The following is an 11,991-nucleotide window of genomic DNA, read 5'->3' as shown; positions in this document are numbered from 1 at the left end:
CAGCGCCGAGGCGTTCGGCAAGGTCAAGCAACGCGTCGATCCGCTTGCTGGTTTCTCCGCCCACCTCGCTGGTTTGCGTCAAGGAGACGACAAGCCAGCGTGCATTGAGCCCGGAGGCAAGACGGCTCGCTGTACGAACGACCTTGTCGGATAGACTATCGGGGCCGACACAGACCAAAAGGCGCTCGCCCGTGGCCCAGGGGCCTTCGATGGCATTCTGCCGCAAAATATCGATCATCTGATCGTCGACCCGATCGGCGGTGCGGCGCAGGGCGAGTTCGCGCAGGGCGGTGAGATTCGCGGGTTTGAAAAAACCTTCGGCCGCCCGTTCTGCATTGCCGGGCAGATAGATCTTGCCGTCTTTCAGGCGTTCGATCAGCTCGGCCGGCGGAAGATCGACGAGCAGAACGTCGTCGGCCCGCTTGAGGACCGTATCAGGGACGATCTCTCGCACCGTTACACCGGTCAGGCTCGACACTACATCGGAAACGCTTTCAAGATGTTGGACATTCATTGCGGTCCAGACATCTATGCCGAGCCAGAGCAACTCCTCGACATCCTGGTGTCGCTTGGGATGGCGGCTGCCGGGTACATTGGTATGAGCGAGTTCGTCGACGATAAGAACCTTTGGCTTGCGCGCGATCGCCGTGTCGATATCGAACTCTTCGAGCAGCCGCTCGCGATATTTCAACTTCTTGCGGGGAATGACTTCCAATCCCTCAAGCAATTCGGCGGTCTCGGCGCGTCCATGGGTTTCGGCAATGCCGACCACGATATCCTCGCCTTCCTCCTTGAGGCGGGCGGCCCGCTGCAGCATGGCATACGTCTTGCCGACGCCCGGCGCCGCACCCAGAAAGACGGTGAGTTTACCGCGCGATTCGCGCGTCGCGAGTTGCAGCAGTTTGTCGGGGTCGGGTCGGTTCTTTTGACCGTAATCGGCCATGGATGCCTCAGTTTGTTGTATGCGCCAGAACGTTTACTCCAGCTTTGCAACAAAAGCCAAGGCGCGGTTCGGCGGAACTGCGTCAGCGAATCTATTGACGCAAGTGGCCGAGTGTGGAAAGTCCGGCGCAAGCCAATTCTGCAGGAAGCCTAGCCGTGATCCGTCATATTGTATTTTTCAGTGCCCGGAACAAGGAAGACGTCGGAGCAATCGTCGAGGGCTTGAGGCGCCTTGGCGAAATTCCGCATTCGAAGGTGTTCGAAGTGATGCAGAATACCAAGACGGATCCGATCTCCGGTGAGATCGACGTGGTGGTCTACGGGGAATTTGAGGACGCCGAGGCCCTGGCAGCTTATAAGGCGCATCCGATCTACAGTGAAACGACCGCAGTGGTTCGCCCGCTGCGCGAACTGCGCATCTCGGCCGACGTTGTTTCCACGCTTGTTTAGCAGATCGTTATTTCTCGCCTGAAATCGTCTCGAGGATCGGACAATCTGGCCTCTGGTCGCCATGACAATGGGCGACCAGATGTTGCAGCGTGTGCTGCAGCTCGCGCAGCTCTAAAATCTTCTGGTCGATTTCGAGCAGCTTCGATTGCGCAATCGACTTCACATCAGCGCTGGCGCGTTCCTTGTCCACGTAAAGGGCGAGAAGCTGACGGCATTCCTCGACGGAGAATCCGAGGCCGCGCGAGCGTTGCAGGAAGCGCAGCTTGTGCACGTCGGACATGGAGTAATCGCGATAGCCATTCTCCGCCCGCTCGGGCTTGAGCAATCCGATATCCTCATAGTAGCGGATCGTCTTTGGCGGAAGGCCGGACTTGTCGGACGCGGTACCGATATTCATGACAACCTCAAAGTTTGACGGTGCGTAGGCGAAGTGCGTTGGCGATGACAGAAACCGACGAAAGGCTCATTGCGGCGGCTGCCAGCATTGGCGAAAGCAAAAGGCCGAAGACCGGGTAGAGCACGCCTGCGGCGACCGGCACGCCGAGCACGTTATAAATGAAGGCGAAGAAGAGGTTCTGCTTAATATTGCGAAGCGTTGCTTCGGCCAGATGACGCGCCCGAACGATGCCGTTGAGGTCGCCCTTGACCAGCGTTATCCCGGCGCTTTCCATGGCAACGTCGGCCCCTGTACCCATGGCGATGCCAACGTCTGCCGCCGCAAGGGCCGGTGCATCGTTGATGCCGTCACCGGCCATGGCAACCTTGGCGCCCGCGCGGCGCGATTCGTCGATCAATTGCTTCTTGTTCTCGGGCAGCATGTCAGCGCGCACCTCGTCGATGCCGAGCTGCAAGGCGACGGCGTGGGCCGTAACGGCGTTGTCGCCTGTGGCCATGATGATTTTCAGTCCCGCCGCATGCAATTGGCGAATTGCTTCGGCGCTCGTTGGTTTGATGGGGTCGGCGACCGCAACGATGCCTGCCAACCTCCCGTCAACAGCGACGAAGAGGGCGCTTTTGCCCTCGGCACGCAGCTTGTCAGCCTTTTCCACAAGGGCGGAAGCATCGGCGCCCACATTCTGCATCATGGCCGCATTGCCAAGAGCGACATCCCGCCGGACGACCTTGCCGGAAACACCCTTGCCGGTGACAGCCTCGAAATCCGTTGTTTCAGCCAAGGCAAGACCGCGCTGCCTAGCGCCGTCGACGATGGCTTCGGCAAGCGGATGTTCGGAGCCTTTCTCGATCGCCGCAGCGAGCGCGAGGAGCTCGTCATCCATGAAGCCCGGCTCCACGATAAGGTCGGTGAGACGCGGTCGCCCTTCGGTCAGTGTTCCTGTCTTGTCGACGATCAGCGTATCGACACTTGCGAAACGTTCGAGTGCCTCGGCATCCTTGATGAGAACGCCTGCGTGCGCCCCGCGCCCCGTTGCCGTCATGATCGACATGGGCGTCGCGAGCCCGAGAGCGCAGGGACAGGCTATGATGAGGACCGAGACCGCCGCAACGAGGCCGTGGATCATGCTGGGTTCCGGTCCTATCAGTGCCCATATGACGAATGCCAAGACTGCAACAAGGACGACCGTTGGTACGAAATAGCTAGCCACGCGGTCGGCAAGTCCCTGGATTGGCGCGCGCGAGCGCTGCGCTGAGGCAACCATCCCGACAATCTGCGACAGCACGGTGTCCGCGCCGACCTTCTCAGCCTTGATGAGCAGGGTGCCGTTCCGGTTGAGCGTTCCTCCCGTGACCTGATCGTGCTCGACCTTCTCGACCGGCAAGGGCTCACCGGTAATCATCGATTCGTCGATCGAGGAGCGCCCCTCGATGACGATGCCATCAACGGGAACGCTTTCGCCCGGACGCACGCGCAGCCTGTCACCGACGGTGACCTCATCGAGCGGCACGTCTGTCTCGGTTCCGTCCGCGGCGACCCTGCGGGCCGTGTTCGGCGCGAGATTGAGGAGAGAACGGATGGCCGAGCCGGTGCGTTCTCGCGCCTTGAGCTCCAGGACCTGACCGAGAAAGACAAGCGCGACGATGACCGCCGCCGCCTCGAAATAGACCGGGACCATGCCGCCATGGCCGCGGAAGGAATGCGGGAAAATATCCGGGAATATCGTCGCGACGACACTGAATGCATAGGCCGCGCCAACGCCGATGGCGATGAGCGTCCACATGTTGGGGCTGCGATTGACAAACGATGACCAGGCGCGCTCGAAGAAAGGGATTGCAGCCCAGAGCACGACAGGCGTCGCGAGCGCAAATTCAACCCAGACTGCAAGGCTTTCTCCGAGCCATGAACGGATAGGCAGACCCAGCATTGGCCCCATGGTGATGACGAGCAGCGGCAGCGAGCAGAAGGCACTGATCCAGAAGCGGCGCGTGAAATCGACAAGCTCGGGGTTGGGCCCCTCGTCACCGGTCGGGATACCCATAGGCTCCAGAGCCATGCCGCATATCGGGCAAGAACCAGGACCATCCCTGACGATCTCCGGATGCATCGGGCAGGTATATTGCGTTCCTGCCGGCATGGACTCCGGCTCGGGCCGATCGCCGAGGTAATCCTGCGGTGCCCGCTCGAATTTGGTCAAGCAGCTCGCTGAACAAAAATAGTGCTTTTCGCCTTCGTGCCGCAGGAAATGCTTCGCGCTTGCCCGGTCGACTTTCATGCCGCACACCGGATCCGTTGCCTCGATATAGGCTTCCGGATTCTTGACGAATTTTGCCTGGCAGCCGGCCGAGCAGAAATGGAAAACGCGCCCGCCATGTTCGGCCGCTGGCTTGCCTGCGTCCGGGTCCACGGTCATGCCGCAAACAGGATCGCGAACGACTTCAGCCGTTGCGGATTGGTGCCCGCCGCAGCAATTGTGGCCGTGGTGCTGGTGATTCGCGCGCTCGTGCTTCATGATCCTTGCTTTCGTTATCGTAGAAGTAATGAACGAAAGCTAATCTTTCCAGTGACTGGAAGGTCAAGGGGTCAAGTCGCAATAACTTTGAACGAATAAGCCCGGCACGTGGCCGGGCTCATTCGCGCTCTTGGGAGAAGAGGGTTCTCAGCCTGCTTGGCTAGCCGGCGTATCTTGCGCGAGTTGCCCAGCTTCCCAGCCAAGGATGGCGCGCTTGCGGGTCAGGCCCCAATGATAGCCGGTCAAGGCGCCGGATTTTCCAACGGCGCGGTGGCAGGGGACCACGAAGGAAACCGGATTGGCGCCAACCGCCGCGCCGACGGCGCGGGACGCATTGGGCGAGCCGATCTCTGCGGCGATGTCGGAATAGGCGACGCACTTGCCCATAGGGATCTTGAGCAGTGCTTCCCATACCCGCAACTGAAAGTCGGTGCCGATCGTCACCACCTTCAATGGACGGTCCGCGCGCCATTCCGCCGGATTGAAAATTCGCGCAGCATAGGGGGCGGTCGCAGCCAAATCCTCGACGTAAGTGGCGTTGGGCCAGCGCGAGGACATGTCGGCGAGCGCCTCGCGTTCCTTGCCGGCATCGGCGAAGGCGAGCCCGGCAAGACCGCGGTCTGTCACCATGACAAGTGCGAGTCCGAACGGCGAAATGAGAAAGCCGTAACGAATCGTCAATCCAGCACCGCGGCTTTTGTAATCGCCCGGCGACATTCCCTCATGGGTAACGAAAAGATCATGCAGCCGGCCCGGCCCCGAAAGCCCGGTTTCGTAGGCGGTTTCGAGCAGCGGCATGCCTTCATCCAGCAACCGGCGTGCATGATCGATGGTAACCGCTTGCAGGAAACCCTTCGGCGAAAGCCCGGCCCAGCGGGTGAATAGCTTCTGCAAGGCTGTAGGCGAAAGGCCCGTGTCGCGCGCCAGGGTCTCGAGCGACGGTTGGTCGCGATAGTCCTTGCTGATGCGTTCGATAATGTGGCTGACGATGGCATAGTCGTCGCCGGTCGGAGTGATATCCTTCTGGAGTATGGCATGTGGTTTCATGAGCTTTAACCTCTTGTGTTGAGGATATATGACCATGCACCTGGCATCGCCGCCACCCGATTCTTGACGGCCGGTTGGCTTTGGAAGCCCTAACGTCCCTTCGCGGTCGCTAGCGCCGTTTGAAAGGCTGAAGCGAAGCTCTCGCGGTCGTCGGGATTGAGAAAGGAACCGATTGTCACTGCCTTGCCATGTCCCTCGACCCTCATGGACGTGATGCCGATTTCCGCATGGCGGGCAATGCTGAACCGTGTCCAGAACGGGTTGAACTCATGCAACTTGGTCTTTCCTGAAGGTGCGACCTGGCGAATGTGCAGGGCGATGCGTGAGACGCTGACCTCCTCGTGGGCCTTTCCGGCGGTGTAGTTCATCCGAAATGCCAGATAGACGATTAAGACGTCGAGGCCAAAAAATCCGAAAACCGGCCACGCTCCAATCGACAGGAAGAAAAGGCCAGTAAGGAAGCTGCTCACACCAAGCGTTCCCATCAGAATAAGGAATCCGGCACGCCCGAGCGACCGATGTGGCACAAGAAGCGCACGGAAGATTTCTTCTTCGTTGATCGCCGCCGGGTCCATCGGGTTTGTTGTTTGGCTCATGGCGCTCAAGTATAGAGGGCTGATGGAAAATCCCAAGCCGAAAATCAATCAGATCGATGTGAGCGCCAAGCCGGCCAAGGCGCAGCGCCGCGTTCCGGGGACACGCTACACGGCGGCGGAAATCCACGAGATATTCCGCCGGTTTTCAGTCCAGCGCCCCGAACCCAAGGGGGAACTCGAACATGTCAATCCGTTCACCCTGCTCGTAGCGGTCGCACTTTCAGCGCAAGCCACCGATGCGGGGGTTAACAAGGCTACTCGGGCTCTGTTCAAGGTTGCCGATACGCCCGAGAAGATGGTGGCTCTCGGTGTCGACAGACTGGGCGAGTATATCCGCACGATCGGGCTCTGGCGCAACAAGGCGAAGAACGTCATTGCGCTGTCGCAGTCGCTGATCGACCAGTATTGCAGCGTCGTTCCGAACGAGCGCGACGAACTCGTCAAGCTTCCGGGTGTAGGCCGCAAGACGGCGAATGTCGTCCTCAACATGGCGTTCGGTCATTCAACGATGGCGGTGGATACGCATATCTTTCGCATCGGCAACCGCCTCGGCCTCGCACCGGGGAAAACCCCGGATGAAGTGGAGGCGAAGCTGATGAGGGTAATCCCATCAGAATACCTCTACCATGCGCATCACTGGCTGATCCTGCACGGCCGCTACGTCTGCAAGGCGCGCAAGCCCGAATGCCCGGCTTGCGTGATCGCCGACATCTGCAAGGCCGCGGAAAAAACGTCCGAGATTCCGGCGCCGTTGGTGCCGCTCCCCCCGCAGACTATCTGACGTGGGCCGGTCGCTTCGAAAGGGCCACCGCTTTGTGCAGATGCACCATCATCGCCGCAGCAAAGAGCGGCGTCAGGAGGTTGAGAAGCGGGACAGCCATGAATGCGGCGATGACCAACCCTGCTAGAAACACCGTCCCGGCGTTTTGCACCCGCAGGGCTTTCGCTTCGGCCTCCGGGCGGAACCGCATGGCGGCGAATTCGAAGAACTCGCGGCCGAGCAAATAGCCGTTGACGACGAAAAAGGCGATCAGGTTGACGCCCGGAATAAGCAGCATCAGCAATGCCGCGATATTGCCGAGGATGACGACGCCGAAGAACTTGGCCGACAGGATCGTCGACCGCATTGCGGGAAGCGGCTTGCCGGGCGAATCGAGCGGGTAATCTTCTTTTTCCACGACCTCCGCAACATCATCCAGAAACAGCCCGGCAACAATGGCGGTAACAGGGGCAATGAGCAGCGCCAAGCCCAGCGCAAGCCCAATGCTGGCGAATATACCGGCAATGAAGCCGATCCAGCCTGTCCACGATGGCAAATCCGGCATCATGCCTTCGAAGAAGGGCAAAGCCAGCCACTCGAAGATCTCGCGTAGGCCGAACCATGCACCGGCCAGCAAGAGCAGCGTCAATCCCAGCGATTTCCACAGGACGGCGCGAAATTCCGGACGGAAGATGTGACTGGCGGCGGCCCGGGCGCTTTCGACGATCATCTGGCTTTTGCTCCATGGTGTTGGCACCCGACATAGGCGCGGCTGACCGTTCGGACAAGGTGCTCACCGAACTGGGGGGTGGTCAATTGTCTTCCAACGGGTTAGAGCAGGCAAAACAACGCCAACAGGTATGCGATCTATCCCGGAGTCTACATGTCCAGTTATGACGTGCTTTGCATAGGCAACGCCATTGTCGATATCATTGCCCGCACAGATGATGATTTCATCATCAAGAACGGCATCATCAAAAATGCAATGAACCTGATCGATGCCGATCGCGCCGAGTTTCTCTACGGGCGCATGGGGCCGGCGATCGAGGCATCTGGCGGCAGCGCCGGCAATACGGCCGCAGGCGTTGCAAGCCTTGGCGGACGGTCCGCTTATTTCGGCAAGGTGGCGGACGATCAACTCGGCCACGTCTTCACCCATGATATTCGCTCGCAAGGCGTGGCCTTTGACACGCGCGTGCTTGCTTCGCCGCCTCCGACGGCCCGTTCGATGATCTTCGTAACGCCCGACGGCGAGCGTTCGATGAATACTTACCTCGGCGCCTGCGTCGAGCTTGGACCCGAAGATGTGGAAAGTTCCAAGGTCTCCGAAGCCAAGGTAACCTATTTCGAGGGCTATCTATGGGATCCGCCGCGCGCCAAGGAGGCGATCCGCCTTTCGGCCAAGATTGCCCATGAGTACAAGCGGGAAGTGTCGATGACCCTATCCGACCCTTTTTGCGTCGACCGGTACCGCGAGGAATTTCTCGATCTGATGCGCTCGGGCACGGTCGATATCGTTTTTGCCAACGAGGCCGAACTGAAATCGCTCTACCAGACGGACAACTTCGAGAAAGGCCTTGAGCTTATCCGTAAAGATTGCAAGCTCGCGGCTGTCACACGTTCTGAAAAGGGCTCCGTCGTCGTGTCTGGCGAAGAAACCGTTGCGGTTCCTGCCATCGAAATCGCCGAACTTGTGGATACGACCGGCGCAGGCGACCTCTACGCCGCGGGTTTCCTGTTCGGTTACACGACGGGCCGTTCGCTCACGGATTGCGCCCGCCTTGGTTCGTTGACGGCAGGGCTGGTCATCCAGCAGATCGGGCCGCGTCCGCAGGTCAATCTGAAGTCCGCGGCGGAGCAGGCGGGGCTGCTCTGATCAATCCTTCGCGCTCTAGCTCGTCCGCGCTGCGGCCGGGCCTGTGGTAGGTCGGCAGATACCAGCCGAAATAAAGCGCTCCGCCGCGAACAGTGAAGGCGGCGAGTGCCGCGACGAGGCCGGCAATTTCCGTGCCGACAGCAAGCTTGTGCAGACCTATGTATACAAGCGAGCCGGCGAGCGCCGCCGTGACGTAGATTTCGCGGCGCATCACGACGGAAGGCTCTCCTGAAATAATATCGCGAAGAATACCGCCGAACGTCGCCGTCATGATCCCAGTGACAACCGCGATGGTTGAATCGAAGCCAAGCGCCAGGCTTTTCGCTGCACCCATCACGCTATAGGCGGCAAGCCCCACCGCATCGAGCCACAGCAAGAGGCGGTAACGGGACTCCAGTAGATTGGCCGTGAAGTAGACGAGGATCGCCGCCGCAGCGCAAACGAGCAGAGTCGTCGGGTCTTTCACCCAGAAGACCGGCACGCCGAGAATGAAGTCGCGTAATGTGCCGCCGCCTATGCCCGTAACTGCCGCGAGGAAAATGAAGGCCATGATGTCGAGCTGACGCCGCGACGCCGCCAATGCGCCAGTCGCGGCGAAAAGGAATATTCCGGCATAGTTGAACAGCTGAATCGTGGTCATCGGCAGTTCCCCCTCACCGTTATTTCCACCACGATAGAGCATGATCGCAAAATGAAAAGAGCCGCATTCTGGTTGAAGAATGCGGCTCTTCAAAAGCGTTGAGCGGCCGGGTCAGGCGTCCTTTTCAGCCTGCGGATTGATTGGGCCGGGTTCGGGCTGGCTCTCGCCTGCTGCTTGCTTCGGACCGCCCTTCGATACGCCGACCAGCGCCGGACGCAATACGCGGTCGCCAATGACGAAGCCGGCCTGGGCCACCTGGAGCACCGTGTTGTGCGGCACTTCCGCATTCGGAATCTCGTACATTGCCTGGTGGAAGTTTGGATCGAACTTCTGGCCCTGCGGCTCGATTTTCTTGACGCCGTGACGCTCCATCGCGGTCAGCATCGATCGTTCGGTCATTTCGACGCCTTCAACGAGGCCCTTCAAGCCAGCGGCATCGCTTGCCAGCGCATCGGCGGGAATCGCTTCGATCGCACGCTTCAGATTGTCGGAGACAGCGAGCATGTCGCGGGCGAAATTTGCAACCGAATAGCTGCGCGCATCATGGACGTCGCGCGCGGTGCGCTTGCGCAGATTTTCCATATCGGCAGCGAGGCGCAGCAACTGGTCCTTCAGATCGCCGTTTTCGGCGCGTAGCGCGTCGAGTTCGGCGTTTCCTGCCTGCTCCTGCTCTTCCTGGGCGAGGGCGTATTCCTCGGCCTTGCGCGATTTAAGAAAATCATCGGCAGCACGCTTCAGCGCATCGCGATCGCGCGGATTCTTCAGGTCGCGCTGGTCGAGATCGGGGGTGTCGTGAAGTTTCTTGTCTTCAGCCATCTATCCTGTCCGTTCATTTTTCGAAGTTGCGCTGGATATCGACGTTTGGGTCTTGAAAATCAAGTCTTATCGCAAAAGACGGGATACGAGCTGGGCAGTATAGTCGACCATCGGCACGATGCGGGCGTAGTTGAGTCGGGTAGGGCCAATGACGCCGAGTGCGCCGATGATCCGCTGCTCCGAATCCCGATAGGGCGCGATCACAAGCGATGACCCCGAAAGCGAGAAGAGCTTGTTCTCCGAGCCGATGAAAATGCGGACACCCGGGCCGGCCTCGGCAAGATCAAGAAGCTGCAGCGTTCCTTCCTTGGTTTCGAGATCATCGAAAAGATGGCGCAGGCGGTCGAGGTCGGCTTCAGCGTTGATAGAGTCGAGGAGGTTGCCTCGCCCGCGTACGATGAGGCGAGGCGGTTGCCCGCTTCCGGCGCCGCCCCAGACCGCGAGCCCTTGTTCGACCAGGTGCTGCGACAACGCATCGAGCGCCTGTTGGGTCTCGTCCTTGAGTTTCGCGATATCCTGGCGCGCCTCGCTGATCGTACGGCCCTGGATATGGGCGTTGAGGAAGTTCGAAGCTTCGATGAGCTGGGAGGGTGTCACGCCCACCGGCAGATCGATAACGCGGTTTTCGATGTCGCCGCTCTGCGTCACCAGAACCGCGAGCGCCTTTGTCGGCTCGAGGCGAACAAATTCAATGTGTTTCAGCGCGCCTTCCGCTTTTGTCGCCAAAACGAGACCGGCGCCACGTGACATGCCGGACAGGATCTGGCTCGCCTGGGTCAGCACCGTTTCGCTCGACTGGTCCTCGCTCGCTGCACGAACCTGCGCCTCTATCGAATTGCGCTCGGCCGCGGAAAGGTCACCCACTTCCATGAAAGCGTCGACGAAGAAGCGCAGGCCCAGCTGCGTCGGCAGCCGCCCGGCAGAAATATGCGGTGCATAGACGAGACCGAGATGTTCGAGGTCACTCATCACGTTGCGGATTGTCGCTGGCGACAGCGAGACCGGCAGAATGCGCGAAAGGTTGCGCGAGCCAACCGGCTCGCCGTCACCGAGATAGCTCTCGACGATGCGCCGGAAAATGTCGCGCGACCGCTGGTCAAGCGACTGATATGTCTCCGGAACCACAGCCCTTTTCATTGTGCCTCGTACTTCTGCTTGTCACCACCTTGATATAAGCATTGTCCCGGCAATCATCAAAGCCTTTGCTTCAACCTGCCATCACGGCTAAAAGGCCGGACCACGGATTTTCAAAGAGGTCTTTCAAATGCGTCCTTCCAAACGAGCACCCGACGAAATGCGCGCCATATCCTTCGAGCGCGGCGTTTCCAAACATGCCGAGGGCTCGTGCCTGGTCAAGTTCGGTGACACTCACGTGCTTTGCACCGCCAGCCTCGAGGAGAAGGTTCCTGGATGGATGCGCAATACCGGCAAAGGCTGGGTGACGGCGGAATACGGCATGCTGCCGCGCTCGACCGGCGATCGGATGCGCCGCGAGGCATCCTCGGGCAAGCAGGGCGGCCGCACGCTCGAAATCCAGCGACTGATTGCCCGTTCGCTCCGCGCTGTTGTTGACCTCCAGGCGCTCGGCGAGGTGCAGATCACTGTGGACTGCGACGTCATCCAGGCCGATGGCGGCACCCGGACGGCGGCAATCACCGGCGGTTGGATCGCGTTGCACGAATGCTTGCGGTGGATGGAAGCACGCCAGATGATCAAGGTAGAAAAAGTCCTGAAAGACCATGTGGCCGCGATTTCGTGCGGCATTTCCGATGGCACCCCGGTCATTGATCTCGACTATCAGGAGGATTCGACGGCACAGACCGACGCGAACTTTGTCATGACCGGCAAGGGTGGTATCGTCGAGGTGCAGGGAACAGCGGAAGGCGAACCTTTCTCCGAAGAAGAGCTTCTCGCCTTGATGAATCTTGCTCGCAACGGCATTACGCGGCTGGTTTCCC

The 11,991-nt window shown here is 59.9% G+C and carries 12 protein-coding genes and 1 pseudogene; 4 read left to right on the top strand and 9 right to left on the bottom strand.

Translation table 11 applies throughout. The features are described from left to right. A pseudogene (locus tag AAAB35_RS21825) lies at positions 1–943 on the bottom strand (sensor histidine kinase KdpD); the annotation flags it as partial. A 155-nt stretch (positions 944–1,098) separates the two neighbouring features. Here AAAB35_RS21825 and AAAB35_RS21820 point away from each other — a divergent pair. Continuing rightward, on the top strand, positions 1,099–1,392 hold the full coding sequence (locus AAAB35_RS21820; RefSeq protein ID WP_340670373.1) for a Dabb family protein: 294 nt from the start codon (positions 1,099–1,101) through the stop codon (positions 1,390–1,392). Positions 1,393–1,399: 7 nt separating this feature from the next. On the opposite strand, the gene cueR is transcribed toward AAAB35_RS21820, so the two are convergent. The 4 genes from cueR to AAAB35_RS21800 all read right to left on the bottom strand — a co-directional run bounded on the left by cueR (position 1,400) and on the right by AAAB35_RS21800 (position 5,941). Beyond that, positions 1,400–1,789: a Cu(I)-responsive transcriptional regulator gene (gene cueR / locus AAAB35_RS21815; protein WP_340670372.1), complete on the bottom strand. Its 390-nt coding sequence runs from the start codon at positions 1,787–1,789 to the stop codon at positions 1,400–1,402. Between the two features lie 7 nt (positions 1,790–1,796). Next, positions 1,797–4,298 (bottom strand): heavy metal translocating P-type ATPase, encoded by a 2,502-nt coding sequence (locus AAAB35_RS21810; protein WP_340670371.1) that lies wholly within the window; start codon positions 4,296–4,298, stop codon positions 1,797–1,799. 147 nt (positions 4,299–4,445) lie between these two features. After that, positions 4,446–5,345, bottom strand: a complete 900-nt coding sequence (locus AAAB35_RS21805) for a bifunctional helix-turn-helix domain-containing protein/methylated-DNA--[protein]-cysteine S-methyltransferase (RefSeq protein WP_340670370.1) — start codon at positions 5,343–5,345, stop codon at positions 4,446–4,448. 89 nt (positions 5,346–5,434) lie between these two features. Beyond that, positions 5,435–5,941, bottom strand: a complete 507-nt coding sequence (locus tag AAAB35_RS21800; RefSeq protein ID WP_340670369.1) for a DUF2244 domain-containing protein — start codon at positions 5,939–5,941, stop codon at positions 5,435–5,437. A 22-nt stretch (positions 5,942–5,963) separates the two neighbouring features. Between AAAB35_RS21800 and nth the strand changes: the two genes are divergently transcribed. Then, positions 5,964–6,722: an endonuclease III gene (gene nth / locus AAAB35_RS21795; protein ID WP_340670368.1), complete on the top strand. Its 759-nt coding sequence runs from the start codon at positions 5,964–5,966 to the stop codon at positions 6,720–6,722. Here nth and AAAB35_RS21790 read toward each other — a convergent pair. After that, a complete protein-coding gene (locus AAAB35_RS21790; RefSeq protein ID WP_340670367.1) occupies positions 6,715–7,431 on the bottom strand; it encodes a sulfate transporter family protein in 717 nt (238 codons plus the stop codon). The genes nth and AAAB35_RS21790 overlap by 8 nt on opposite strands. Positions 7,432–7,584: 153 nt before the next feature. Between AAAB35_RS21790 and AAAB35_RS21785 the strand changes: the two genes are divergently transcribed. After that, on the top strand, positions 7,585–8,577 hold the full coding sequence (locus tag AAAB35_RS21785; protein ID WP_340670366.1) for an adenosine kinase: 993 nt from the start codon (positions 7,585–7,587) through the stop codon (positions 8,575–8,577). Here the strand turns inward: AAAB35_RS21785 and AAAB35_RS21780 are convergent. From AAAB35_RS21780 to hrcA, 3 genes are all read right to left on the bottom strand, one after another. Continuing rightward, a complete protein-coding gene (locus AAAB35_RS21780) occupies positions 8,537–9,217 on the bottom strand; it encodes a trimeric intracellular cation channel family protein (protein WP_340670364.1) in 681 nt (226 codons plus the stop codon). The genes AAAB35_RS21785 and AAAB35_RS21780 overlap by 41 nt on opposite strands. 111 nt (positions 9,218–9,328) lie before the next feature. Beyond that, complete coding sequence (gene grpE / locus AAAB35_RS21775) at positions 9,329–10,033, bottom strand: nucleotide exchange factor GrpE (protein ID WP_340670363.1); 705 nt, start codon at positions 10,031–10,033, stop codon at positions 9,329–9,331. Positions 10,034–10,099: 66 nt separating this feature from the next. Beyond that, on the bottom strand, positions 10,100–11,170 hold the full coding sequence (gene hrcA / locus AAAB35_RS21770; protein WP_340670362.1) for a heat-inducible transcriptional repressor HrcA: 1,071 nt from the start codon (positions 11,168–11,170) through the stop codon (positions 10,100–10,102). A 127-nt stretch (positions 11,171–11,297) separates the two neighbouring features. Here hrcA and rph point away from each other — a divergent pair. After that, a partial coding sequence (rph, locus tag AAAB35_RS21765) for a ribonuclease PH (RefSeq protein WP_340670361.1) occupies positions 11,298–11,991 on the top strand: 694 nt, incomplete at its 3' end.

It is taken from the genome of Phyllobacterium sp. (assembly GCF_037994425.1).
Taxonomy (GTDB): Bacteria; Pseudomonadota; Alphaproteobacteria; order Rhizobiales; family Rhizobiaceae; genus Phyllobacterium.
The sequence above is the reverse complement of the archived record's forward strand: the minus strand, read 5'-3'. Positions and strand labels throughout refer to the sequence as shown.